General features: G+C 35.8%; 28 protein-coding genes, 1 pseudogene and 1 other annotated feature. Of the genes and pseudogenes, 3 read left to right on the plus strand and 26 right to left on the minus strand.

Annotated elements, in window-relative coordinates; genetic code table 11:
* Nucleotides 1-89 precede the first annotated feature (89 nt).
* Nucleotides 90-656 (minus strand): PBECR4 domain-containing protein, encoded by a 567-nt coding sequence (locus AC3E7H_RS02855; RefSeq protein WP_000431812.1) that lies wholly within the window; start codon nucleotides 654-656, stop codon nucleotides 90-92.
* Nucleotides 657-674: 18 nt separating this feature from the next.
* Here AC3E7H_RS02855 and AC3E7H_RS02860 point away from each other — a divergent pair, with 18 nt between their 5' ends.
* Nucleotides 675-863, plus strand: a complete 189-nt coding sequence (locus AC3E7H_RS02860; RefSeq protein ID WP_075202690.1) for a hypothetical protein — start codon at nucleotides 675-677, stop codon at nucleotides 861-863.
* A 30-nt stretch (nucleotides 864-893) separates the two neighbouring features.
* Here AC3E7H_RS02860 and AC3E7H_RS02865 read toward each other — a convergent pair whose 3' ends face one another.
* The 22 genes and pseudogenes from AC3E7H_RS02865 to rplJ all read right to left on the minus strand — a co-directional run bounded on the left by AC3E7H_RS02865 (nucleotide 894) and on the right by rplJ (nucleotide 21,040).
* On the minus strand, nucleotides 894-3,707 hold the full coding sequence (locus AC3E7H_RS02865; protein WP_490676067.1) for a phage tail tip lysozyme: 2,814 nt from the start codon (nucleotides 3,705-3,707) through the stop codon (nucleotides 894-896).
* Between the two features lie 11 nt (nucleotides 3,708-3,718).
* Nucleotides 3,719-6,076: a VirB4-like conjugal transfer ATPase, CD1110 family gene (locus AC3E7H_RS02870; RefSeq protein WP_185760223.1), complete on the minus strand. Its 2,358-nt coding sequence runs from the start codon at nucleotides 6,074-6,076 to the stop codon at nucleotides 3,719-3,721.
* Nucleotides 6,027-6,386, minus strand: a complete 360-nt coding sequence (locus AC3E7H_RS02875) for a PrgI family protein (RefSeq protein WP_048773335.1) — start codon at nucleotides 6,384-6,386, stop codon at nucleotides 6,027-6,029. The genes AC3E7H_RS02870 and AC3E7H_RS02875 overlap by 50 nt, the downstream gene beginning before the upstream one ends.
* A 53-nt stretch (nucleotides 6,387-6,439) precedes the next feature.
* Complete coding sequence (locus AC3E7H_RS02880; RefSeq protein WP_001054257.1) at nucleotides 6,440-7,294, minus strand: VirB6/TrbL-like conjugal transfer protein, CD1112 family; 855 nt, start codon at nucleotides 7,292-7,294, stop codon at nucleotides 6,440-6,442.
* A 16-nt stretch (nucleotides 7,295-7,310) separates the two neighbouring features.
* Complete coding sequence (locus tag AC3E7H_RS02885; RefSeq protein ID WP_000627865.1) at nucleotides 7,311-7,553, minus strand: hypothetical protein; 243 nt, start codon at nucleotides 7,551-7,553, stop codon at nucleotides 7,311-7,313.
* A 20-nt stretch (nucleotides 7,554-7,573) separates the two neighbouring features.
* Nucleotides 7,574-9,451 (minus strand): VirD4-like conjugal transfer protein, CD1115 family, encoded by a 1,878-nt coding sequence (locus AC3E7H_RS02890; protein ID WP_490676090.1) that lies wholly within the window; start codon nucleotides 9,449-9,451, stop codon nucleotides 7,574-7,576.
* A complete protein-coding gene (locus AC3E7H_RS02895; RefSeq protein WP_000093677.1) occupies nucleotides 9,451-9,939 on the minus strand; it encodes a hypothetical protein in 489 nt (162 codons plus the stop codon). Before AC3E7H_RS02895 ends, AC3E7H_RS02890 begins: the two co-directional genes overlap by 1 nt.
* Nucleotides 9,929-10,228: a hypothetical protein gene (locus AC3E7H_RS02900; protein WP_153199094.1), complete on the minus strand. Its 300-nt coding sequence runs from the start codon at nucleotides 10,226-10,228 to the stop codon at nucleotides 9,929-9,931. The genes AC3E7H_RS02895 and AC3E7H_RS02900 overlap by 11 nt, the downstream gene beginning before the upstream one ends.
* A gap of 593 nt (nucleotides 10,229-10,821) precedes the next feature.
* The gene (locus AC3E7H_RS02905; RefSeq protein ID WP_490676068.1) at nucleotides 10,822-11,454 is read right to left on the minus strand and encodes a putative bacteriocin export ABC transporter; all 633 of its coding nucleotides are present in this window, start codon (nucleotides 11,452-11,454) and stop codon (nucleotides 10,822-10,824) included.
* Between the two features lies 1 nt (nucleotide 11,455).
* Nucleotides 11,456-13,465, minus strand: a complete 2,010-nt coding sequence (locus AC3E7H_RS02910) for a DUF1430 domain-containing protein (protein ID WP_490676069.1) — start codon at nucleotides 13,463-13,465, stop codon at nucleotides 11,456-11,458.
* A 61-nt stretch (nucleotides 13,466-13,526) separates the two neighbouring features.
* Nucleotides 13,527-13,823, minus strand: coding sequence for a lactococcin 972 family bacteriocin (locus AC3E7H_RS02915; RefSeq protein WP_080981310.1), 297 nt, complete (start codon nucleotides 13,821-13,823; stop codon nucleotides 13,527-13,529).
* A 253-nt stretch (nucleotides 13,824-14,076) separates the two neighbouring features.
* Nucleotides 14,077-14,572, minus strand: a pseudogene (locus AC3E7H_RS02920) (type IV toxin-antitoxin system AbiEi family antitoxin domain-containing protein).
* A gap of 353 nt (nucleotides 14,573-14,925) precedes the next feature.
* Entirely contained in the window at nucleotides 14,926-15,561 is a 636-nt protein-coding gene (locus AC3E7H_RS02925; RefSeq protein ID WP_002917292.1) for a hypothetical protein, read from the minus strand.
* Between the two features lie 289 nt (nucleotides 15,562-15,850).
* Complete coding sequence (locus AC3E7H_RS02930) at nucleotides 15,851-16,438, minus strand: CPBP family intramembrane glutamic endopeptidase (protein ID WP_000821296.1); 588 nt, start codon at nucleotides 16,436-16,438, stop codon at nucleotides 15,851-15,853.
* A gap of 2 nt (nucleotides 16,439-16,440) precedes the next feature.
* Nucleotides 16,441-16,674 (minus strand): hypothetical protein, encoded by a 234-nt coding sequence (locus tag AC3E7H_RS02935; RefSeq protein WP_000840776.1) that lies wholly within the window; start codon nucleotides 16,672-16,674, stop codon nucleotides 16,441-16,443.
* A gap of 12 nt (nucleotides 16,675-16,686) precedes the next feature.
* Entirely contained in the window at nucleotides 16,687-17,067 is a 381-nt protein-coding gene (locus AC3E7H_RS02940; protein WP_049498277.1) for a thioredoxin domain-containing protein, read from the minus strand.
* Nucleotides 17,060-17,509 (minus strand): hypothetical protein, encoded by a 450-nt coding sequence (locus AC3E7H_RS02945; protein WP_049498279.1) that lies wholly within the window; start codon nucleotides 17,507-17,509, stop codon nucleotides 17,060-17,062. The genes AC3E7H_RS02940 and AC3E7H_RS02945 overlap by 8 nt, the downstream gene beginning before the upstream one ends.
* Nucleotides 17,493-18,851: a DNA (cytosine-5-)-methyltransferase gene (gene dcm, locus AC3E7H_RS02950; protein ID WP_049498281.1), complete on the minus strand. Its 1,359-nt coding sequence runs from the start codon at nucleotides 18,849-18,851 to the stop codon at nucleotides 17,493-17,495. Before dcm ends, AC3E7H_RS02945 begins: the two co-directional genes overlap by 17 nt.
* A 98-nt stretch (nucleotides 18,852-18,949) precedes the next feature.
* Nucleotides 18,950-19,729, minus strand: a complete 780-nt coding sequence (locus tag AC3E7H_RS02955; RefSeq protein WP_000822760.1) for a replication initiator protein A — start codon at nucleotides 19,727-19,729, stop codon at nucleotides 18,950-18,952.
* A complete protein-coding gene (locus AC3E7H_RS02960; RefSeq protein ID WP_000159607.1) occupies nucleotides 19,726-19,899 on the minus strand; it encodes a hypothetical protein in 174 nt (57 codons plus the stop codon). The genes AC3E7H_RS02955 and AC3E7H_RS02960 overlap by 4 nt, the downstream gene beginning before the upstream one ends.
* Nucleotides 19,900-20,100: 201 nt before the next feature.
* Nucleotides 20,101-20,466 (minus strand): 50S ribosomal protein L7/L12, encoded by a 366-nt coding sequence (gene rplL / locus AC3E7H_RS02965; protein WP_001196968.1) that lies wholly within the window; start codon nucleotides 20,464-20,466, stop codon nucleotides 20,101-20,103.
* 73 nt (nucleotides 20,467-20,539) lie between these two features.
* The gene (gene rplJ / locus AC3E7H_RS02970) at nucleotides 20,540-21,040 is read right to left on the minus strand and encodes a 50S ribosomal protein L10 (protein WP_001287269.1); all 501 of its coding nucleotides are present in this window, start codon (nucleotides 21,038-21,040) and stop codon (nucleotides 20,540-20,542) included.
* Nucleotides 21,041-21,078: 38 nt separating this feature from the next.
* Nucleotides 21,079-21,214 (minus strand) — a sequence feature (ribosomal protein L10 leader region).
* A gap of 176 nt (nucleotides 21,215-21,390) precedes the next feature.
* Here rplJ and AC3E7H_RS02975 point away from each other — a divergent pair.
* Nucleotides 21,391-21,918, plus strand: coding sequence for an ECF transporter S component (locus tag AC3E7H_RS02975; RefSeq protein WP_485764900.1), 528 nt, complete (start codon nucleotides 21,391-21,393; stop codon nucleotides 21,916-21,918).
* Between the two features lie 18 nt (nucleotides 21,919-21,936).
* Complete coding sequence (locus AC3E7H_RS02980; protein ID WP_000164964.1) at nucleotides 21,937-22,452, plus strand: transcription repressor NadR; 516 nt, start codon at nucleotides 21,937-21,939, stop codon at nucleotides 22,450-22,452.
* On the opposite strand, the gene AC3E7H_RS02985 is transcribed toward AC3E7H_RS02980, so the two are convergent.
* The 3 genes from AC3E7H_RS02985 to AC3E7H_RS02995 all read right to left on the minus strand — a co-directional run bounded on the left by AC3E7H_RS02985 (nucleotide 22,449) and on the right by AC3E7H_RS02995 (nucleotide 25,764).
* Nucleotides 22,449-22,916 carry an 8-oxo-dGTP diphosphatase gene (locus AC3E7H_RS02985; RefSeq protein ID WP_000085595.1) on the minus strand — a complete coding sequence of 156 codons (468 nt, stop codon included), beginning with the start codon at nucleotides 22,914-22,916 and terminating at the stop codon, nucleotides 22,449-22,451. The genes AC3E7H_RS02980 and AC3E7H_RS02985 overlap by 4 nt on opposite strands.
* A gap of 22 nt (nucleotides 22,917-22,938) precedes the next feature.
* Entirely contained in the window at nucleotides 22,939-23,370 is a 432-nt protein-coding gene (locus AC3E7H_RS02990) for a hypothetical protein (protein WP_000975444.1), read from the minus strand.
* Nucleotides 23,371-23,931: 561 nt separating this feature from the next.
* On the minus strand, nucleotides 23,932-25,764 hold the full coding sequence (locus AC3E7H_RS02995) for a DUF2971 domain-containing protein (protein WP_000413447.1): 1,833 nt from the start codon (nucleotides 25,762-25,764) through the stop codon (nucleotides 23,932-23,934).
* Between the last annotated feature and the right edge of the window lie 13 nt (nucleotides 25,765-25,777).

Here is a 25,777-nt window from a genome sequence, read left to right on the forward strand (position 1 = left end):
AGCATATCATCAACAAAAAAAGAACGAGCCAAAACTGCGTTCTCCTTATAATGATGAAAATATGTTTTATACCACAAAAGATATGTAAACTAATCTTTTAAATAATAAAAAAGTTCCGACGTTTGTAAATGTTTTGAGTAAATTGAAATTACTTTTTGACCTTCTGGAAATACTGTCTTTCTCTTCAAATCTAATAAAGATTGAGGAACAATTTTCTTTGATGTCTCTTTCAATGTTAATGCTAGTATCTGTTTTCTTGTACGTAGAGCATAATCAAACTCCAAATACAAATAACGTCCTGAACCAGTTAGATGAACATGCTTTCCCAATAACTCCTCAATAGATCCTAAAACTTGTAACTTTTGCATCGTGGTTCCATCATTTTTTATTTTCAACTCATCAATTATGACATGACTATTTAAACAATCGTCAAAGAAACTGCCTGCACCTTTTCGGTAATCAACACCACATAGGTGCATGAAATTAGTAGGTGAAAAATGAAGTTCAACACTTTCTATTTCCGTTTCATAATACATGATTTTGCCAACAAAGTGTTCTTTAAAAAAAGAAGCCGCAATTTGTAACTGAGTAAAAAAACGCTGAAGTTTTATTTTTTCGGTGTAATTTGGATTACGATAATCTCTAGAATTTTCCATATTTTCCTCACAAAAAAGGTGGTTTACAGAGTCTGTAAGCCACCTAGTCAGTCGGTTTATTCTGGTGTCTGCCACCGCTTGGCCCTTACGTCCAAGATTGCTATCGGATTTCGTTCTGGTGTCCGCCACCGCTTGGCCCTTATGTCCAAGATTACTATCAGATTGACCATGAGCCGACCACTCATCTACACTATTTATTCTACCTGAAAATTGTTAAAATTTCAAGTATCAACTTCTTTATTTCACCGTATAGGCAAAACTGATGGCACTATCTGCTTGAGAGATTTTTCTAAAGGTATAGTTAGGGTTGCCACCATAGTTTGTTTCAGACACGAGGAAAGAACCATCATCATAGATCTTCTCGACAAAAGCCACATGACCATACTCTGCTGGTGTACCATGTGTACCTCCCACAAAAGAAACAATAGCACCTGCTCTTGGTGTAGAACCCGTTTCCCCTCCAAGACTTGACGCTGTCGCAACCCAGTCCTGACCATTTCCCATGGTATTAATGATCGAAATCTTTTCTCCATTTCTACCTTTTAATTTTAAGCCTAACTGATTCATACGAGCCGCAACACCCCATGTACATTGTCCATAGGCATAGGCCATACCATCCCCACCACCAGGAACAGAATGCTCATACAAGTCTCCACGAACACCTTCAAGGGATTGCGGGTCACTTTTTGCCTGTCCTCCATTTGTTTGACTAAAGCCTTTTTCAATTTGGTAATACCATTCCGTGGCTCTAGTTTGTCTTTCCAGTAGTTTGTCTCCAGAATTTCCCTCCCAATAGGTGAGGAAGAGTTGGGCGAGATTGGCTGCACTGCCCGTATTTTTAAAGAAATCCTTTAACCAACTTTGATAGTAAGGACTATCCCCATGAAGCATAAAATCAAGTTGGAGGTCTAAATCATACCATTTCTTATTTTGGGTGCGTGCATAATTCAACAAGGCTGTATGCCGTGTTGACCCATCTGCGGTATCTGTCCATTGCCCTAACCCCAAACCTCTATGAAGAATATTAGGATAAGCACCTCCATAAATGGCTGGACCTCCAATTGCTAACCATGCTTCATCATCCCATGAGGAATCGGTAGCGCCAACTGGAGGAGATAAATAATCTCCTTCAGCTCGTTTTGGATTAATAGAAGACTCTACCGACCAATTTCCTAAAATAGCCGCAATGGCTTGGGGACTTGCCCCTTGAGATTTCAAAAACTCATAAATATGTTTTGCACGTTCAAACTCATCCCCACCAAACTGACCAATGGCAGGTAAGATAGTTGTCTGAAGTTGAATGACCTTTGGAAAATAAAATTGCGGATTGACATACACCAATTTTTCTTTCTTGTTCTTATACTTTTGATAGGAAACTTTCAAACCTGTATCATCTGGTGTCTCACCAATAATATCACCAGTTAAGACCCTTGTCCCCTCAATCGCACGGCCATTATGGATGGAATATAATGTTAAACGACTCTCATTCTCTCCTTTTCCGTTAGTGAGAATAACATTGTCACCGTCTAGAGATACAACACCATCCATTGGTGCGACAATCCTTTGGTGAGCCTTCGCTTCTAGTAGTATGTACTCCTGAAGGGTAGGTTTGCCGTCTAAATCATAGTATCCATAACGATAAGTCATGGTTAGACTATCTTCGTTGCTTTGTCCCTCAAACGGATTGTCTAATTCCTGCATGGAAGCATAGACACCTTCTTCTTTTAGTTCCTTCATTTCCTCTTGATCGTCTTTAGATAGTTTATACTTAGGAGTTTCATAAAGGTCTTGCATGGATTTCAAATCTTCCCCATCGTTTAAATCATGCCACAAAGTAGACAGATAATCCTTGTAAGTTTCTGAACTAAATAAGTGAACTGGTTTGTGTAACTCATAGTCATGGAATTTAAAGTTCATATACCCCATCACATCATCAACTTTTGTGTAATAGGTAATGCCTTTGTCATTTGTACGAGTATGTTCTGCGTCTTCCCAAGTTAGGTGGGTATAAGCTTTTGTTAATTCAAATTCATCTTGTTGAATCAAACTAGCAGATGAAAAACCTAAAAAGAAGCTCATCATAAGTAAAAGAAGAAAGACTATTCCTCCAACTATCCAGGTTACAGGATTCCCAGCCGCAAATGTAAAGAAGGAAAAGGCTGCTTTTAGTTTTTGATAGATATTTCGGACACTTGTAAGACCTTGTTTCTTTAATTTTCGATACCGATTTTTAAAGGAACTTGGATTATCTTTCGCTAGTTTCCATCCTTTTCCATCCTTAAAATGATGGTATCGCTCTTTTGTGTTGGTCAGCCTTTTCTTGGTAAAACGACCTGTTGCTTGTCCTGTTTTGACACTAGCTTTTCCAAGATTATAAGAAAGCCGACTGTAGCGTTTCCCTTTTCTAATGGTCTCTTGAAGTGTGCGATAGCCTTCTAAATCTTCATTTTCTGAAGCTAACTCTCCACCTTCTCGTCCAAGGACATAAAGAAAAGTTTTGACTTTCCTGCTGACTTTTTGGGACTTATAGGCTTGTTTAGTAGATTTTAAATTCTCTTTTGCGTCCTTGACTTCTTTCTTAGCTTTTAATTCTTCTAAACTCTTCCCTTGAAAGAAAAAATTAGATTTTGCTTTCGATTCCTGACCGTAGAGAAATTTTTGATTGGTTTTTCTTTCTTTATGACTCTCTTTTCTTTCTTCTTTTGCTTCTACCTTGACTTCTCTAAATTGCTTCTTGGCTATTTTCAATCGTTTCCTAGCATGAGGCAATCGTCTATCTCTTAATTCTTTGCGATTCAAAAGAGATGGAGGACTATTTTGAAGAATATGATTGTAGTCTTCATTTGCTTGTTTTACTCTAGCCTTTGAAACTTCTCTCATCTCCTCTAGCTTTTCTTTTATCTCTTTTTTCCATGCTTTTTCATCCAGTACAGCGGAATCTTTTTTCTGTTTCTTCACCTCCTTCTTTCCTTTTTTCAAGAATTTTTTCTCATCTTTTAGGCTTCTTCTAAATGCCTTTCGGGCACGTATGATTTCTCTTTTATCCTTCATTTACCTTCCCCTTAATTAGAAGCCATTTTATCAGGATCCGTACTCATGATATCAAACAATTGAGTACCTTGAGGAATCTTATTTTTAAAGGGAACAACAACTGAACCAGCTTTTATTAGTCCTGCCCCTTTTTCTGGATTGACTAGGTATTTTTCGAGTTCTTTTGACAAGCCTAAGAGTTGAACCAGTTCTTCTCGGTCATTTTTTGCCTGCTTGAGGAGAATCATAAATTCACTATTTGCAATAATCCGTCTACCATTTGGATCTAACAATAAGGTTTCGACGTTTTGAGTTATCCCAGTCGGACTGGCTCCATATTTTCTGACACGACTCCATAATTTAAAGAAGAAATCACTGGCATATTTATCTAATAAGAGAAGCTGCATTTCATCAAAATAAATCCAGGTTTTCTTCCCTAATTTTTGGTTCCGAACAACACGATTCCATATCTGATCAAACACTACCATAAGAGCGATTTGTTTCAGCTCATCTCCTAACTTCTTAACGTTATAAATCAAGAAATTAGATCCTGTCTGAATATTGGTCTTATGAGAAAAAATATCAAGAGAACCTTCGACATATAGTTCCATATCAAGTGCCAAATTCTGCGCTTCTTCTTCTGGCTGTTGACTCAAGACAAAAACCCATTCTTCCAAAGAAGGCTCTTTAAATGACTGATAGGTCAGTCTGGTGACTCGGTCGATAATCGATTTTTCTCTTCCATCCATTTTTCTATCCAATAACTTGCCGATAAAGGATAAAAGAAATTCTGATTTTACCTTTACAGGGTCTTCATCCATATTTTCCTCAGACAAGTCAAGGACATTGAGATAAGTTTGGGAATCAGGCGCAATATCAATCATTTCTCCCCCAAAAGCTCGTCCAATGACACTGTACTCTTCTTCTGGATCCACAATGATAATTTCAGTATTTTCACCAGATTCCTTGATTTTGGTCGTGATAATTTCATGCTTGGTTGCCATCCCTTTCCCAGCTCCAGATGTTCCTAAAATCAGACCAGACGGTGTATTTAATAGGCTTCGATCAATGGTAATAATATTGCTTGAGATTTGATTGATACCGTAATATTTCCCACTTCGGTCTTGTATGTCTACTGAAGTCCATGGAGAATTCACTGCTACATTGGACGTTAATAAACTCCGTGATACGCCCTCTAAAAAATCACAACCAAATGGCAGCAAACTATTAAAGGCTGCTTCTTGCATATATGGTAGTTTATCAATCATTAGGTCATTTGAGCCGGCCACTTGTTGGAGCGTGTCTAGGGCTTGTTTAAGTTCTTCTTCATCCTGACCAAAGACCCCAATCAAGAAGACTGTTTGAAACAGTTTATCTCCTGTCTCTGTCATGGTTTTTAAGAGTTCCTCAGCTTCATCGATATTGCTTTCTAATACATGACCTACTTTTTCCAAATAGATACCTGTACGAGCTAGTTTTTGTTGTTCCCCAATCTTTTGGGATTCCATCAAGGTCTTCTTTGTTCGTAGTTTCTTCATGGCATCTGCCTTGGTCGAACTTTGAGCATGGAGGCTCACAATCAATTCCAGATCTCCTTGCATGAGGTCTCGGATAAACTGATCCCCTAATTCCATACCGTAGTCTCTCACATAGACAATCTGCAATAAGCGGTCATTGATTTGTAGGTAATTCTTGTTTTTAAAATCCAAGAGATTAGGTGCTATGAAGTGACGAGTTGTCTGACCAGATTTCGTTAAATCACGGTAAGAAAAAGGAAGATGGTGTTCTCCTCTAAGCATATCGGCCAACAAGTTGACACGCTCTTCTCCAGCCAAGGATTCAAATCGTGCATCAATTTCTGAGAAACCACTCTTGAAATATTCTCCTATTTGGGACAAGGAACGATAGGCTTGTTTGGGATTAGAATCCTTTCTACCAAAGCTAATCAGTTTCACAGCTGAAAAGTTATTTTCACCACTGTCTAAATTCTGATTCATCATTCGATTCAATTCTTTACGATAGGTATCATACCCATCTTCTTTTTCCTCATACAAAACACTTTGTCTGAATTTTTCTAAATTCAATCTTTTATTAAAGATAGTCAATTGGAAGTTGGTTTGGTCATCTAGGGAGTTAATCAAATCAGAATACTTCTCAATGATTGCGCCCTTATCTTCTAAACCAACGGTCTGGTAATTGACATCACCAAGTAAATAGCTTTGTGAGAAATAATCTTCTTTTACCTGCATCAGACCATTTTGATACAGAGCTTGATAGGAAAGAGTATTAGCCGTAGAGGGTAACACTTCCTCTTTTTTTCCTTTAACTACTTCTTTCTGATTAGTCATTGAGGTTTTTTGTTTCTTTAATGTATTTGATTTTCTTTTCATGTTCAGGTCCTTTCTTTCCTGTAATTGTGCGTAGGGGAACCGTTAGTTCAAAATGAAGACGGTATTTCAAATAATGTTCAAAATATAAATCATTGGGTTTATAGACTCCAAAAAGCATGAGGGGGATGGTAAAGGCAAACACAAAACCGTAAACAAACCAATCTCCAAATTGCCAGAAAAAGAGATTCAAGCCCAAAACAATAATTGTGACAATAAAGGCTGGTAAAACAAAGATGATTTGTCTTGTGGTGAAACCTAACCAAGCCCTGTGTTGGTATTTTGAGATGTCTTTAAAGACACGTGTATTCATGACTTTCCTTTCTAAAAAGGCTAAGAAGCATTCACTTCCTAGCCTTTATCTAATTACATACCTAAGATTGAGCGAGCCGTACGTTGAGAACCAACGAGGGCAATAATCAGTAAGATAGCTTGTACCAAACTACCAAACATAATCGCAAGTGATTGCAAGACTCCTGCACCATTTGAAACAGCTATTTTCCCAGCAGATTCAAACAAAGGAACAAGAGAAACAATCAGAAAAATAAGAACCCCTTGTACCGCATAGACCATAATATTTTTTAAATAACCAATACCAATAGACTTCCACTCATCACTTAAAAATGTTGGAATCGTAAGAGGGGCAAATGGGATCATAAGGTAGAGTTGAATAAATCGAATAGATACCAAAAGATTAACCATGGCTGCACTTACTATCCGAACTAGCCAAATGAGGAGGGCGAAAAATCCCACAATCATACGGCCAATAAATCCTGAACCTTTTAGTCCAGAGATGGTATCATACTTTGCCCCACCGTGAGCCACAATCGAGGCCACTTGTTCAATGGCGTGACTCGCAATCCCGATGATGGCTTCTACAATCACGGTAGTGTTGGTAATTACAACTGCGACCATAATATAACTAATCAACATCGGCGCTAATGCTTCAAAGGTCATCGCTCCTCCTGAGTTAGCAATTTTCTTTGCCATCTTCGAAAATTCTAGGATGAGAACAACTGATAAAATCGCAACTCCAAGAGGCTGCATGACACTTTTAGTAATACTAGACATATAAGTCCAAACGGTTGGATTGTAGCTAGATAGAGATTTAATCAGATCTACAGTAGATTGTAAATCTACATTAAACCCTTCAAATAAATTTTCAGCTGATATTTTTTCAGATGCAAGGTAAACAAAGGGTGAGACTAAACTAAGATTCATGTCATTGTTTATCCTCCTAAATTGAAATTTGAGTTACAAAGGCTCCAGCAGCCCCTACCATAACACCACCAACAATTTCAAGAATGGCATTCCGAACACCTGGTCCACCATCTTTAATGTTGGTTGCAAGATTGACAATTCCTACAACAACGAGAAAGGCACCAACCGCAATCAATCCCTTCTGTAACAAAGACATAGCTTGTGCAAACATAGCACTTGCGTCTACTCCATAAACAAAACCTTTAAAATGCGTAATCATCTATTTCCTCTTTTCTATTTTTATTTTAAACTAGATTCAAAAGTTAAATCACGAATTCTAAGGCCTTCAAGATGATTTTCTTGTCTTTGATTCAAAGGATTGATTTGATAGTTCCACCACCGTTCATCGCTTTCTTGACTGGCTAGGTACTTCCAGTTTGGATGCTTAGTTGAATTGTACTTTTTGCTTTTAAAGACAGGCATATTGGCAATTCGAACCAAGCATTCATGCCGTTTCATATTTCCGACTTCATCAGGTGTCATTAAATCACGAGCAATCTTTTGATGAGAAAGGGATCCTGAACCTGTCTGGCCAAAGGAACGACTCGTATTTCGAACATCAATGGTTTGTTTGCCGAGTAATCCACTCATAAATTTAAAGGTATCTTCATCATTCCCACCTAAGTAGACTAAGCTATCACAGTTCCCAAGAATGGTTTTCCAAGCTTCTTTTTCTTTATAGAGCCCTTGAAGTTGGGCAATATTTTGAAGAATGGGAACGAGACTCATATTCCGAGAGCGGACTGTTGAGGTTTGTTCAGCAAAATCTGGAATTTCTCCGATATTTGCGAACTCATCTAAATAGACTCTCACATGAAGAGGCAATTGACCCTTAAAATCAATATCTGCTTGTCTTGTTAGTGTTTGAAATACGGTTGAAAAAAAGAGGGCTGAAAGAAAGCGAAAGGTACTATCGTTATCTGGGATAACTAAGTAAACCATTGATTTTTCCTTGCCCCATGTCTTCATATCAAGGGTATCTCTTTTGGTCAAATCCATGACACTTTGAATATTGAAGAGGGCAAATTTAGCAGTGGTTACAGCTATGACAGAATCCAGAGTCTTATCCTTATAATTTTGGAAATCTGCCCAATTTCGCATGGTAAAATTGTCAGTCCCATACTTTTTAGCATAATTTTCAAATAGAATTTCTAAGACACTTTTTTCTTGATTCTCACCTTTGGATAAGTGTTTAATGAGTTTTGATATCTCAGCAAAACTTGGATAACGCCCTCGTTTTTTTCGCTCTTCCACTTCTTTTTTTTGACGTTTCAACAAGTTTTGGTATTCTTTTTGACTTAAACGACTTTCTTCTATGAGCTGTTCTCTTGTTTTGGGTGGATTATAGAAATCGACTAGGTAGGAGGCTAAAGCTCGTACCAAAGTCATAGAAGCTTCATCCCAAAATGGATCACTACGAGAGCCAGAGCCTTTGGTGTTATTGAAATAAACCGTCAGCATGCGATTCAAATCGTTTTCTGTCTCTATATAGCGAAAAGGATTAAAGCCATCTGAGTTCTTCATATTGACTAAATCTAACACCTTTACTTGGTAGCCATGTTCTAAAAAGAGTTTGCCTGTTTTTTCGGCCAAGTGATCTTTAGGATCCACTACAATATTAGAACTATTCATCTGAATCAGATTGGGTTTCACAAAGCGAAAGGTCTTCCCACTTCCTGAACCTCCGATCACCGCAATATTCTTATTTCTATCATATTGGGGTGGTTTTTTATCTAATAATGTCAAACGAACATCTTGTGCTAAAATCGTATCATGAGAAAATTCCTTACCGTAAAAAAACTTCTTTTCTTTTAGAGTTCCAAAACGGGCACTACCGTATTCTACTCCTTCTCGGTATTGTTTTTTACCAGTCTCTAGATAGAGATAAACCAGCAACATCATCACAAAGCCTAGTAGAAAAAAAGCACTTGATTTTCCAGTAAAAGAAACATTCCATGGCGACTGAAGAACTTCATCTTGACCTTCCATCAGAAGATGAGTCCATTTATCTAAGCTATTTCCAGTATAGGAATCATACAAAAGCGTCAAACGATGAAAAAGATAGCCTAGTAAGATGCCTAACAGTGAGAATAGTAGGAATTTCTTTCCACTGTACATCATCTCACCATCTCTTTCTGTTTGACGGCCCCTTCTTGTCTAAAGGTAATTTGGGATTTAGCCTCATCAATTGCATCGTCTAATGACTTATCCATGGTAAAATCAGCTAATTTCTCCGGATCATTAACCATTTTTTCTAACAGATGGTCTAAATGATTGTCCAGAATCGAACGGTCTTTCGTGTAGAAATGTAGAGAATCCCCTTGCCAAGCGATGGCTAAAGGAATCTCTTCTTTTTCTAAAAAAGCTTTAAATTTCTCTATATCAATTGGTTTGTCTAAAAAATCTTTTTTCAGATTAATCGTATCAATCGAATAAGGAGATTGTAGCAATTCTTCTAATTTCTGCACTCCTATCTTATAGGCGGAATCCTGTGCTAAAGCCTGACGTCTAGACCATTCTAGAATCTTTAAAAGACTTTTTACAGTAAATAAAAGACTACGCTCAGCATATTGAACTGCCATTCGTTCCTGTTGTTCAGAGGACATCTGATGCCTCCTTCTTCACAAATAGCAGCTTTCCTTCTTTATAACGATAAGCTATCAATTTCTGACGTTGCTTAATCGACTTGACAACCTGCAGTAGATCTCTCGAATAAGGTTCTCGAAGAGTAACTTCTACTGCTTTCCCATCAACGATACCAACACGTTTAAATTCAATGTAGTCTTTTTTGAGATTTCCTAAGCCCATACCAAAAGGAAAGTGATGAATCAATTGGATGGTACAACCACCTTTATTTCCCATTTGTTTCAAATCATACAAGTTTACTACCTTCATGATTAACTCCTTTATCTAGTTTGTCGCATCGTTTAAGTCTGGTAACGATAAACTCCGTGTCTGTTAGAAAATTCTCACACACGTCTTGTGCCAGTTGCCCTTCACAGGGAAATACTCTCAGTCCCTACTTACACAGGCACGCTAATCAAGACGGAGTGGATTCAATTTTCAAAGAACAGGTAGCTTTATTATAGATAAGAGTAGTTGAAATTTTTATCACATTTTTGGGGTTGTTGGAATAATAAGGTAAGTGCTAATTTCTAGCTCCTCTCACAACACCGTACGTACCTTATATGTTTTATGAACAGTAGCTATCATTTACATTTTCAAACTACCATTCTATCAAACTAAAAGTCAAAATAGACGCTTCTACTTCGAGAGATACTCATTTAATGGTTCAGCAATTCGCTCTACTTCCGTTACAGAAATTTCATCACTATGACTTCTAATGATTTGTTATTAATTCACTTTGAGGGGCTTGCTCATGAAACCAAACAGTGTAAGTCGTAGAAGAAAAAAGCAGTTCAATTGAACTGCTTTTACGGATTCAGATAAAATAACTTTAAAATATAGAAGATATCTATTGACTGTAACTATAATTGATTTAAATTTATAACTTCATCTGCTTGATTCCAAATATCGGGATTATGGGTTGCAATAATGATTATACGCTCTTGATTCTTTAACATTAAGAGCAAGTCCATCACCTCTTGTGAGGTTTCTGGATCCAGTGCTGCAGTTAGTTCATCTGCCAAAATTAAAGGTGGATCTTTTAAAATAACTTTAGCTAATGCGACACGTTGCGCCTCTCCCCCAGATAATTCAAAAATCTTTTGATCCAGAGCAAGGTAAGCCAATCCTACTTTTTTGAGCACTTCTTCTTCTTGTTGCTTCTTCTCTTTTTTCGTTAATTTTTGCCCAATCAATCCCAAATCTAAATTTGTAGCGATAGTCTCATTTTCAAGTAGGCCAAAGTTTTGAAAGAGATAGCCTAATTCATGATTAAAGAAGTGATGCTGTTTGATTTGTTTCAATTCTTGCCCTTGATAGCTGATACTTCCCTTTTCATAAGGCTCTAACTTTGCCAAGATATTAAGCAAGGTTGTTTTACCACACCCGCTATTTCCGATCAGAGCATAGACCTTACCTTCTGTAAATTGCAAGCTCAAATCTTGAAAGACCGTTCGTTGGCCAAATGATTTGGTTAAATGTTCTATGCTAATCATATTAGGCTCCTTTCAGTACAGTGGCTAACAAGTGGTCTTCTTTATGAGACCGGTACAGGAGAATAAACCAAGCATTAGTAATAAATAGCAAGAGAGTGACAAGAGCAATCCACCATTCTTGAGTGAGAAGGAATGTCAGGAAGCTTCCTAATAGTAAGAGGATACTTTCTGAGAGCAAAATCATTTGGTGAATCTTTACAAATCCCAGACCTGCAATCTTCTTCAAGAAGATTGGTCTTATAAACTCTTCAAAATAGAGGAAATTCATGGTGTTAAAGAGTAGTATGGAAGTAGCTATTGCAAAGATTCCTCCTGCAATGGTAATGAGATTCTCTAATTGAATGGATTGGATCATCTGCTGGTATACAGACGCCGCATAGTCATATTGACTAACATTTTTTTCAAGCCCATTCTCAACTACTAGTTTCTTGCTTTTTTCCAGACCATCAAAGTAAAGATAAGAATTAAGATGAGAGAAATAAGGATTATCGTAGCCACCAAAGCTTCTAGGTAGAACAACAACCAAAATCGGGTCTGTCAAGAATTGCTGATAGATCATCGGTGTATTATTATAGATAAATCGTTTTTGGTTGTTAGGAAGATAGGTCACCCGTGCTTTCATAGGCAACTGACTCTTTCCTTGTTCATCACTAGGAGTCAGATAATCTTCATAGCGTTTTTTCAACTCCTCTTCTTGCCCTTTCAACTTTTCAGGAAGCAAGAGTCCAAATTCTCCAGCTTGCAAGTGATTCAAGCGCTCTTTTTCCTCAGGGGAAACTAAGATCCTTTGGATATCAAGGTAATTTGGTGTTACATACAGGGTGTTGGCAAGAGGATCGTAATCTGTGATCGAAAGCTCTCTCCCTGTTCTAGGATCGTTCATGAAGCCTTTTGAATTAAATGCGGCAAGCTGATGATGGACCAAAAGTCCACCTTTTTCAATGCCAGACTCGATCAGTTTAGACCATTTAGCTCTTTGTTCATTTTGCATTTCTTTGTTTGTCTTTTGTAAAACCTCTTCCCGATTCACACTAATTTGTATCCAATTTGTCTCTTTAGACCAAGCCAAACTTCCCTCTTGATAAGTCTGCCAGATAGAGCCATAGATGCTAACACGATGAATTGAGAGACCAATGACAGTGATTGCAAGAAATTGACATGTAAAGAGAAAAAACAAGACTCTTTTTAATGGAATTTTCCCCTTTAAAAGGCTAACCAAGTGTACTGTCTGAATACTGAATGCAAAGAAAAAGGATAGGAAAGCAGATAAAATAAATAAAAGTGTATTGTAAATAATACTAGCTGAAATGATGAGAGAATAGGCAAAAGGGGTCAATTGTAAATAATAAATCAGAATAGCTCCTAAGACACTTCCACCAATACACCCTAAAAACAATTCTTTACCGTCTTCCATGAGAGAATGTCCAAAGAGCTGGTATCGTCTTATTCCAGAAATGTAACGAATCCCTGCACTTCTCATTTCAAGTGTTTTTTGAATAATGGTCAATGCAGCAAAGCTGATGATAAAAATAACCAAGGCTAGAGATTGGGAACCCGAACTAAAAAATACCATAAAATTTTGCAGGGGATTGGGCTTATTCATGAAACTTTTTGAAAAACCAAGATCGTGGAGTTTTTGATCCAATTTTTCAAGGGTTAAATTCCCAGATAGTATATAGTAATTGGTAAGCAAACTTTCCTTTGCAACGAATTCTTTCTCTTCTTTTTTGATGCCATTAGGAAGTGCTCCTTCTCCGTAGATATCATACGAAAACTTGACTTGCCCTTTAGAATCCGTTTTTTGAATCTGACGAGCAATCAAACTATTGTTTTCCTTTGCTAACTGATCTAAGCTAGATGAAAGCTCTTCATAAACAACTTCCCTTTCTTGTTGAAGAATCCCTATTACAGGTAGGCTTCGATGGATGACCGTATTAGGTGAAATAAAGGCAATCCAAAGCAGAAAGATTAGAATAAAAAGGTTCGAGAAATGTATAAATAAACGTTTCATAATTCTACTCTTTCTAGTTTATCCTAGAGAGATTTCTTCTCTCTAGGATAAACCTTAGCAATTAAAATCCATAATTAAAGTATGCAGTTTCACCAAAACTTGTATTTATGAACGATCTTGATGTGTAATGAGCAGAAGCATAACCTACATTAGCTCTGCTGTCACTTGCTCGAGTCACACTTGACCAATGCCATCGATAGTCGTGGAAATAATTTGAGAATGCTCCCCAATTGCCTGGATTATGATAACCTCCGTAACTCCAGTTACCACCAGATACCCAATCAGCAAATACAGGACACGCTAAGCTACAACTAATAATTACAGTTAAGACAGAAAGGATAATTTTACTCGTTTTCATGACTGTTCACCTTCCATAATTAGAATTAAAAGCTTTATTTAACAATAAAATTATGAATTGCTCAAAATATAGTTTCCGTTTTTTCTCCTTTCCAGAGCAACCCTTTTCGCCTGTATTATAACACTTACAACATATAATCTCAACTAATTATATAATAGATTTTTGAATATTTAATAATCAAAAAAATATAGCTGTTTATTCATAAGCTATCAACCAAATTCTAAAACTATTAAAGTTTTTGTATTAAAAAACATTAAGATAGCACCTCCGTATAAGATTGTAACTTATCAGTTACTTTAAATAGCTGGGCATAGACATTCAACCAAAACTCGTTCAACTTCATAAACTTTAATAAATCGACCAGGAAGGCGCTCTATTTCAATAATTCCTTCACTATAGTGAGAGCGTAAAATAATAGGACATATATCTGCTTCCTTAATGTTTTTGGTATTCGTACCATAAGGAAAACTCATCGTCATGTTAAAAGGGATAGTCAAAGATAAACTATGTAACCAAAGTGCTGTCTCCAAAGAAAAGATTCCCTTTGGAAATCGATACTGAAGGACAAACCACTCATCTAAATAAATATCAGGTAAGCGATATAACCCTTTTTCTTCAGCATCGATTTTTCCTTCTGCAAGCATTTTCAATAAGGTTTTGTAGTGTAAATTTTCATCTATTACTTGTTTAAAAGTTAAAAAACCATACTGATTGAAAGAGTTCATCAGTTTTTCTCTTTTATCAACCATTTCATTCTCCTTTCTTAGAAATAAAATGCTAACATCTTATATATCTGTTAGCATTTTATTTCTTTAAAATCAATTCATTTAGTTTTTTATTTCAAACTGAATCTATAAGTAAGCTAGACCACCTATTATAAAGAAGAAGTAAGCCATGGACTAATAGTTTCCACTCCAAATGAAGCCCTAGAAACATTTCTAGTAAAAACATACAAACAGCAAGATAAAATGCTTGTCAAAGAAACTCTGATATCTAATTTTCTGATTAACTTTCATAAAATTTCTCGATACAGAAATTCTTCGACAATACTCACATTTGTTAAGAAAAGAATAGTGATGTAATCATGATTTCAATTTTTAAATCATGATGGCCATTTCACCTTTCTTGCCTTAACTGGCTTAAATCTAATCTTATTAATGAGTCTAAGCTCTATTTCTCTACAATCTGTAACGGAGGTATCATTGATTTTAAGGCTTCTTGGAAAGTATTGATTACCTTGTTCACGTGATAGTTCTACTGTATAACTAATACCATTACTTAATTTAAAGACTACAAAATAAATATTATCTCTTCTAAATCGGCTACCAACTCTTCTATTCAAAATGCCATCAGTTGTATAGAATTTACACTCCATTACATGTAACATTTGATAAAGCAACAAGGTTCCAACTATTTTGAATTTATTTTCGTTGAACCAACCATTATCAGCTTTATTCAGGCTTTCCAATGTCCAATCATCTTTTAATCCTTCAAAAATACTCCCTGCATTATTAGTTGGTAAATTAACATGATGTTCTCTAGATAATCCTAATAGATGAGGAATGGAGGAGTTTGGGACTGATAGAATAATTTCAGGACAGTTCTCCATATTTGTCTGATAAATATATTTGTACTGAGAAACATTTTTCTCAATAGTATTGGCCAAGCAATTCATCTTAATATTGAGAATATCAATCTCTCCATCAAAAGTCTTTAGCCATTCCAAAGTATAAGTCATTTGAATTTTCTCCTAAAAAAGAGAAGGAAGCTCCTGCTTCCTTCTCTCCCACGTATTGAGTTTCACCTCACGCTAGATATGCCCTATCTATTCCTCAAGGGTAGGCAGTCCTGCTATTCTTTTTCTCAACAAACAGTCTGAACTGAGAGCGGAGCCCACAGGCGGGTGCAGACCATATCCACTAGCCCACAAGTAATTATATCATTTAATTATCTTCATTATACGCAATTAGTCCATATTTGTCAACAATTACATTCATTATGAATATCTAAAAATCAGGGCACCTATTTTAAAAAAGCAGCAAACTATAAACTAGTAGGTTCCACACCAAATGTAGCCCCATACTGCCCCATAAGTCCGATTTGTAGCGTACAAGCCCTAAAAACATCCCAAGTGAAACATATAAACACCAAGCTAGAATGGTTCCTGGATGATGTGCTAAGGCAAATAAAACACTTGTCAAAGCAACTCGAATATCTAATTTTCTAACCAAGTTCCATAAAATTTCTCGATACAGAAATTCTTCAACCATACTCGCATTGATTAAGAACAATAAAAATGAAAACCAAGGGACTTGATGTTGAAGGCCAATTAAGTTTGCTTGATTCGTAGTTCCTTGAGCATGGATTAGGCTAAAACATAGACTTATAATCAGTAGGCTAACGAATCCAATACCAAGCCATTTCATCCTAGATTTCATATTGACCTTATGAGCTTGTTTGCGTTGGCCATACATCCATAAAAAAGAAATGAGTGACGAACTATAGAGAATCTGTAGTATAGTTAACTCACCGATACAAAGAAATTTCAATAAGTATAGAGATACCAATAGGACATTTACTTGTTGGAATATATAAACTGGAATTATTCTTTTCATAGTTACCTCCGAAATAAATCTTCATAATCTAAATCTAATACCTGCACAATCCTTTCTACCCATGGACTTTGAGGCATTCGTTGTTCCATCTTGTAGTGACGAATCTTTTGATACAAACGATTCAATTCACTTGGATAGTGAAACTCTCCCGCAAACATTTTTCTGGTTAACTCAATCCAGCTAATATTTCTTTCAGCCAAAATAATGGACAAGTTCTCCCAAAATCGTTCAGCCATATTGCTTCTCCTTTAGTTAGATAAATAATGTGTTTGTGCCATGTAAATCAATTGTTTCGTATCTCTTGGCAATAGAGCTCTAGCCTCTTCCAAATTCAGATTTGGATAAACTCTCTTATTTGAAACTGCAAGAGGAAGTCTGATGCTTAGTTCAGGATTTTTTAATATCATTTCGATGAAATCCGTTAATCTTAGATTGTCACGGTTCTTAAATCGTAATAAATTAGGAGATAAAAACTCAAAACAATCTGAAGAATAGCTCATCATCTCAATTAATTTGTCCTTTGTCATTTCAGAAATCGAATGACAAGATACCTCTATTCCGTAGTTTTGAAAGAAATCTAAAAGAAGTTGATTTCTATGGTTATTTTTACTTAGATAGAGATCAATCATGGGAGACCTCCCAAAGATTCGGTTCCATTTGATATTCTGAGACGATTAAGGAATCTAATAGATCTGAGAAGTTAATTGATTTCTTGTCTTCATCATAGGCTTTTACAGTTACTTGGGTTGTAAGTATTCCCTCTTTTCCCTCGGCTCGATAGCCTTGTCCATATAAAACAAAAACAAGATTTTGATTATCATCTACAAAGGCATCAGCTCCGTTCTTTATATCCTGACTTTCAAGGAATTCCATAACGTTTTGAAGATAGGATTCATAAAATAGTGGGTAATTATGTTTTTTATGGTAATCATCTAAAAATGTCACTTCAAACTCACATGGATAATTGGGCATCAAAAATATTTGTTCATCCAGCTGTTTGATCTCTGCATCATGTAATTGTGTTTCTAATTCATCACAATCTAGTATTGACTCTTTATTTAAAGCTTTCATCTTTTTCCTCTACTTCTTTTAATTTCTTTGCGATTGCAGCAATCACAGGTACTGTTACGCTATTACCAGCTTGTTTATAGAGCTGACTATTACTAGAGACTTTTCTAGCAGCTTCAAAAGCCCAATCAGGAAAGCCCTGCAGGCGAAAACACTCTTTAGGAGTGATTCGTCGTATTCTCAAACGGTAAAATTGTCCATCTATTAATACACCGGCTACATGATAAACTTGTTTATCTTCTCCTTCATAACTAGCAACTACTACTCCCATTTGACCACTAGTTGTTAACGTATTCGCTATACCTTTTCCAACTCTACCACGCCGATACTGAGAACTTGGTCTTTCTAAATTGATTGAATCTCCAATCTCTGCTTGAGCATATCCTTTTTTCGTTGCTTCCCGTACTTTTAGAAATTGGATTGGTTCTGGAATCAGTATTTTGGGGATTTTATCTCCTCCTTGCATCGTAGTCAGTGTTGGAGATAAGCCCTCACTTCCATAGACGCGACCAGTTTCCTTAAAGCTAGTTGGTAAATCCCCAACAACGACAATACCATGGCGATCCTGAGTATTTAAAGTAAACATTGGCTCTTGATTATCCTTGAAACGTCTACCATTTTGTCTTTTTTCTAATCTGTCTGGTGTCATACAAGGAATCGCAACTTTAAATCCTTCTCCTTTTCCACGAACTAAGGTTGGCGCAAGACCTTCTGAATAATAGACTTTACCACTCATTCCACTTCTTGATGGATTCAAATTTCCTAGTGCTTTCAAATTCTCAGAGTTAGTTGCTTGACCTTCTCGTCTGAAAGGAAATAAGAGTCTGGTACCTTTCTTTCTAGAATGTCCGATAATAAACACCCTCTCTCTGTTTTGGGGAACGCCAAAATCCTTACTGTTAAGCACCTGCCACTCAACATCAAACCCCAACTCATCAAGTGTGGTAAGGATTGTGGTGAACGTCCGTCCCTTATCGTGATTGAGTAAGCCTTTAACATTTTCAAGAAAAAGAAAACGTGGTTGGATTTGTTTGGCCGCCCGAGCAATTTCGAAGAACAAAGTTCCTCTAATATCTTCAAATCCCAATCGTCTTCCTGCGATTGAAAATGCTTGACAAGGGAATCCCCCACAGATGATATCGACTTTCCCTCTAAGTTTTTTAAATTCGTCATCTGAAACATCTCGTATGTCATGAAATTCGATTTCTCCTTCCGTTTGAAAAATGGATTTATAAGATTCTCTAGCAAATTTATCAATCTCGCAAAATCCAATACACTCGTGTCCGACACTTTCCATTCCAAGTCGAAAGCCACCGATACCTGAAAATAAATCAATAAATCTCATTTCTTTATCACCCCTTTCTGATCGACTATCAATGCCCAAAGAGTCATACCGCTTGAAATTAAAATGAGCAAAACTAATATCCACTCGATTGACGACATCTAACCACCTCCTTTTCTAACACGGTTATTCCAAACAGAATACAGGCCATTAAACACAAATTCAGCAAGTACTTCCGCTCTTCTAACAAAGCGAACATTGTCAAGAGCATACTGATAGATTCTCTCAAAATCAGTCATAGCAATTTCACTGGCTGTTTCAGAAAAACCTTCTCGTCTAAATTGATCTTGTACCAATCCCCAAATATAATCTTGATCATATTTTGTGACCTTTTCTACTTTTCTTTTCAAGATAGGTTGAGTATACCTCTCCTCCTCATCCTCAATAAATAAAGAATCAGTCTCACTATATTTAGTCTCACTAACTTCAGTCTCACTAGGGGCTGAATGTGAGACGGGGGCCGTTTCATTTTCATCCTGCCCTAGTCTTTTTTTAACACTAGGCCTGTTTGAATTAGCTACTGGGGTAGAAGACAATTCCCCTAAATAAATCTTATTAGCAAGTCTCCCTTTCTCACTTGAAGACTGTTGAACTTCATCAATTAAGTCATATTCTTTAAGAATCTTTTTGATGGACAATAATTTTGACTTAGAACAACCTAACAACTTCATCAGTTTAGAATTAGAAAATACTAAATAAACCGCCCCTTCTTCATCTATCCAACCACGACTGAGAGATAATTCTAAACGATCTTTTAAAATAGAATAAGCCACCTTTACTTCTAGTTTCATATCCATATATTTTTCATCCTCAAAAAGAATTTTAGGTAATTTATAATACCGTTCTGAAGTATGGTATTGATTTGCGGTAATTCGTTTCATAGAGCTCCTCCTAGTTCTTTGAGTATTAAATCTCCACTTGATTCCAATCGAACCAAGCCACTTTTTTCTAATTCTGCCATAAGAGAGATGGCTTCAACAATATCAATTCCCATTTCACGTACTAAAAATGAAATGACAATATAGCGTGATGATTGTAATTCTTTTGTCATTTTCCCTCCTGAAAATAAAAAAAGGAGAACAATATTCAATTGTTCTCCACGATAAATTTGTTAAAAAGAAAAACCCTGCCAAATTAATTTTTGGTAGGGTTTTTGGTAGGAAACTAAATTAATTTATCAGTTTCTAAAATGTGTTCACGATTCTAAAAGGCTGATACTATAGTATTCCGAATTCTAATTGGTATATGCCTCTTATTTAAGAGTAACTGAAGCTCCAGCTTCTTCCAATTTAGCTTTGATTTCTTCAGCTTCTGCAGCTGCAACGCCTTCTTTGATGACACCTGGTGCACCATCAACAAGTTCTTTAGCTTCTTTAAGACCAAGACCTGTGATTTCACGTACAACTTTGATAACGCCGACTTTCTTGTCGCCTGCAGCTGTCAATTCAACGTCAAATGAATCTTTAGCAGCTTCTTCAGCACCACCAGCAGCAGCTACAGCTACAGGAGCAGCTGCAGTTACACCAAATTCTTCTTCGATAGCTTTTACAAGGTCGTTCAATTCAAGGATTGAAGCTTCTTTAATTTCAGCAATAATGTTTTCAATGTTCAATGCCATTGTTATTTCCTCCAAATAAGTTTATATTTTATGTTTATATTTTTGTAGCTAGGCTACGCTGCGTAGCTTAAGATTAAGCTGCGTCTTCTTTGTTGTCTGCAACCGCTTTGACTGCAAGAGCAACGTTGCGCACTGGCGCTTGAAGTACAGAAAGGAGCATAGAAAGAAGTCCTTCGCGGTTTGGAAGAGTTGCAAGAGCAACGATTTCTTCTTTTGATGCGACAGCGCCTTCGATTGCACCACCTTTGATTTCAAGTGCGTCAGCGTTTTTAGCAAAGTCGTTCAAGATTTTCGCTGGAGCGATAACATCTTCGTTAGAAAATGCTACAGCAGATGGTCCAACAAATACAGATGCAAGTTCTGCAAGTCCAGCTTTTTCAGCTGCACGACGTAAGATTGAGTTTTTAATAACTTTATACTCAACTTCGCTTCCACGAAGCTCACGACGAAGAACTGTATCTTGTTCAACTGTCAAACCACGAGCGTCTACAACGACGATTGATGCAGCAGCTTTCATTTTTTCAGCTACTACGTCAACTAGTTCCGCTTTTTTAGCAATAATTGCTTCACTCATTAGTGTGTTCACCTCCGTAATTATTTTGCTTGGGGAATTTTTCCAAAAGAAAAACGCGCCCAAACCTAGACACGAAAGTACAATACGCTTCTTTTTACATGATACGTTTTGTCCTCGGTAGGATACTTATGAGTCGAGCTCCCCTACTGTCTTAGGCAGTTTTTTCAAACCGTATATAAGTATACCACACTACTTTGTTTCGTGCAAGAGTTTTTGCTTATTTTTTTAAAATTTTTATTTATTCTTTAACCTCATTTATAGATAATCTCCTCAAAAATCAATTTTGCTTCTTGACTTGTTTAAATTTTTATTGTACTATACAAGTGTATATACAGAAAAAAGGAGTTATTATGAATACACAAAAGAAAACACAATTTATGACCTTGACCGCATTGCTGACAGCTATCGCTATTTTGATTCCTTTGGTGATGCCCTTTAAAATTGTCATTCCTCCCGCTTCCTACACTTTAGGAAGTCACGTTGCTATTTTTATCGCTATGTTTCTCTCTCCCTGGATGGCTATCTTTGTTATTATAGCTTCTAGTTTAGGATTTCTCATGGCTGGGTATCCGATTGTTATCGTACTTCGTGCCTTTTCCCATATCTTTTTTGGAAGTCTGGGTGCTTTCTATCTTCAAAAACATCCTCAAACCTTGGACAATAAGAAATCTTCATTGATTTTTAACTTTGTACTTGGTTTGGTTCATGCTATTGCTGAAGTTTTGGCTTGTATGATCTTTTATGCTAGTACTGGAACTGACTTAAAAAATATGTTCTATGTCTTGTTTGTATTAGTTGGATTTGGTACTATTATTCATAGTATGGTAGACTATTACTTAGCCTTGGCTGTTTATAAAGCATTGAAAAAACGCCGTTAAGCGTTAAGAGAGAAGAATATGACAAAAAATCGAAAAGAAGCACTTTTACAACTGTTAAAGGAGTCTCAAAAACCTCTAAATGGTCAAACATTAGCAGACCGTTTTCATGTAACCCGTCAGATTATCGTTCAGGACATTGCTGTTCTACGTGCTGATGGTGCTCCGATCTTATCAACCAATCGCGGCTATATTTATAAAGAAAGCAAGACCAATCCTTATGTTCACAAACTGTTTAAAGTTAAGCACGAGATGGAAGAAATTGGTCAAGAACTTCTAGCTATCGTCGATAATGGGGGACGTGTTCAGAATACCTTGATTGATCATCCTGTCTACGGAGAAATTGAAACCTTGCTCAAACTCTCTTGTCGCCGGGACGTTCAGCATTTTTTAGAGCAAGTCGAAAGGTCTGATTTTAGACCACTTTCTGAATTAACAGATGGCGTCCATTATCACCTAGTCGAAGCTGAAAATGAACAAGACCTCCTCTATATCGAGAAGGCCTTGGATAAGTTTGGTTATTTAGTAAAGGATTAGAAGGTTTTCTTTTCCCATCCATCTTCTGTACGGTGACGGTAAAAAAATTCTGATTTATCAGGAGCTTCCATCATCTCCATCAAGGGTAGCATATCATAGGCCAGATCCAAATTTGGAATCTGGTCTTTTTGCACCCAGGACACTTCTCCTTCTTCAGATGATTGGAGAGTACCAGTGAACTCAGTCGCTTTATAACAAAAGACAATGTAGCGCTCACCTGAGTCTAAAGGCCAATTCTTTATACCGACCAGTTGAGGATTTTTTATCGTCAGACCTGTCTCCTCGTATATCTCACGAATGACAGATTCAGCGAATGCTTCTCCATTTTCAACATGACCTCCTGGGAAAGCATAGCCAGACCAGCGATTGGTTTCAGGCGATCGATACTGCATAACCACGCGCTGCTTTTCAAGGTCTTCAATCAAGCAAATATTGGTTAAAATCGTTAATTGTGCACGAGACATACATAGACTCACTTTCTAATGTTTAATTTTCTACATACTTAACTTTAGACTTCATAATCAAAGGATTAATCAAGTCGTGATATTCATGAATTTCATGGAGCAAAGATCCTCTAATGATTCTAATTTCCTTTTCTTTACTATTCACCTGATAGTCTATATTGATAGGCATAGATGAATCTGGGACAATGGAAAAGAAGAAAAATGTCATAAACCAGATCAAGAGTGCAATGAAGCCGCTGAGAGTCTGAAAAATTAGATGATGCCACTGAAAAATTCTCGTTTTATAAAAGATGGTCCATGGTTGGATAAATAAGGTCAAGCAAAGACCAAAGAACCAGAGATTCCACAAGACTGGTGTAAAGGCTAAACCAAAGAGGCCTAAGATAAAATGAATCAGTACAAATACTAGGCACAAAAGATAAATAAACCTAAATACAGTTAGATGTTTCATCATGATTGACTCCTTTTCTTTTCAATATATTTCATCGCTATAGTTATAATACATGCCAAACTGAAAAAGATCAGATAAGTTGCTATTGGAAACCAAATGTAACGGTGATCTAGGGACAAGAGAGACGGCAAAATTCCTTTACTATTTTTCCCGCCAATTCCAATAAAGAGATGGACTACTAAACCGATACTATTAAGATAGATAAATAAATCTGCATATCTTTTTATTGTCATCCTTGTCTTAGACAAGTCTAGGAACCAATAGTCAAATAATCGATACACCAGACAAAAAAGATTTATATATATTGGAAAACTATAGTTGATATCTCTGTATGGAGACGGAATAGGAAGACTTTCAAAAATTAGATTCAAACTTAGTCCTATTGCTAGGATAAGACCGAGGATCAAGAAGAATCCTAAAAATTTATGAGAATCTAGCCAAAGATGAAAACTTTCTTTACTTGATAGATTCTTTTTTGTATTTGACTTTCTTTTGTTCTTTTTCATTTTTTACTCAAGAGTGGAATTACTCATTCTTCAACAAAATTTTAAAAAATGTAAATCTCTAAGCTCCCCGATAAGGAATTTTTGAACTTTCAATCTCTATTTCAGGATTAGCAAGTTTTAGATAAGGAGCAATATAGTCTGCATCCGTAACCTTTGGACCCAGAATTACTTTTGAGTATTTCAAAGGTAGTAGATTGATGTATACAAATAAATCATATCTACCATTATCTTTCGGACTTAATACAATATACTTCCTAAAATCATTATAGTTAACTTTATCAAAAACTTCTAACCCAATTTCTTCTTTCTTAAAGTACTTCTCATTTGATGAATCATTAGCATCTCTTTTAATAATATTTTGTATAGCTGTATCATCTAAATTAATTAAAATACGATACTCCATTTCATACTCATAGTCTTTAACTTTGAAAAGGTAAGAAATCTTCTTCAATTTCTCAGCAAAACTTATCAATTCTTTTTCAGCTTTAAGATCCTGCAATTTTTCAAATAGATGTTTTAAATCATCAAGATATTTACCAACATCTGTTTCATCTTTATTCTCTGACATTAAATCTAAATAATGAACTTTAACAAACTCAATCGATTTATGAGCAACTATATCTTCAAGATAAGACAGATCATATTCAAGAAATGCTCCCTGAGATGAATCTGCGTATTCTTTCCACATAGGTAAACTATCAGATACCGTGGTTAGAGAAGATATAAAAACATTGGAAGTTTGATATTGTTTGAAAAACGTATTATCTATACCCAAATAATCATATATTACTCTTCCTTCCATCGGATCGTTTAACTGTTTTAGATTAGTAAGTCGTAAAAATGGAGGTTGAATTTCAGAATTATTTTCATTTTTCCAGTCTGCTTTTATAAGATAATTTGTTAATGTGTCAATCCTAGTATAATGTCCAAAGGAACCTATTTCTTTCAACTCAGTTGCATCAACAGTCAATTTAGAACGTATATAGTATATAATCTTATCCGCTTGTTCTAAAAGTTGTTCAGCATCTAATGACGAAATAGATTCTGGATCACTTTTCTCATTTAAATAATCATTATCATACTTCTCAATTAACTTAATTGCTTGGTTGCGGATAATATCGGAATCATTTTCTTCTGCTATCTTTCGAATAACTTCTATTGAATCTTTAATTATATCATCAAAATGCCTAGATACAAAATATAGGTAGTCATCAACATCTCCAGATTGAGGATTCTCCATGAAATAGTTATTTATTAACTTTAAATGCTCAAATTGAAAAAGTGAAACACGCTCATCTGATTGAAAATACCAATATAGAGTATCCTCAAAACAATTATTTTCAAATAAAAAGTTGATAAATGATTCATATTTCCTCTGAAAATAGATTCTTCTTTCTTCTGGTAAACTATTTTGTCTAAATAGTTGAACAAAAACTGAAAGTAATTCTGAAGAAAAGAATTCTCCTTCCTCTAAATTTTCTTTTAATATTAAATCAAGGATTTTAAAGAAATAACTATCATTTTCAAACAGTTTAGAATATTCTTCATATCTTTCGATTTCAAATAAATATAAATAAAGAGTATCTAAATAATAAGATATATCAGCCCAACTATATATTTGTATTTTTGTTGATAGTATTTTTGTTGATAGTATTTTATTTATTGTTTCTAAAATCTTCTTCTGGATAGTTTTATCAATTTTCTCTAAAAAATTACTACATAGATAAAGAACAGTTTCAGTATATTTCAATTGTTCTTCTTCAGATAAATTTAGATATTGATTAATAAAATTTTCAAGTTCGTATTCCAGTTTTTCTTCATTCAAGAAATCAAAATAATTCTCTAATCCGGGTTTACTAAATTCACCTGTAAAATAATTTAACTTTTCCATTTCATACTTCCCC

The organism is Streptococcus sp. SCPM-O-B-15304 (M98) (assembly GCF_058200215.1).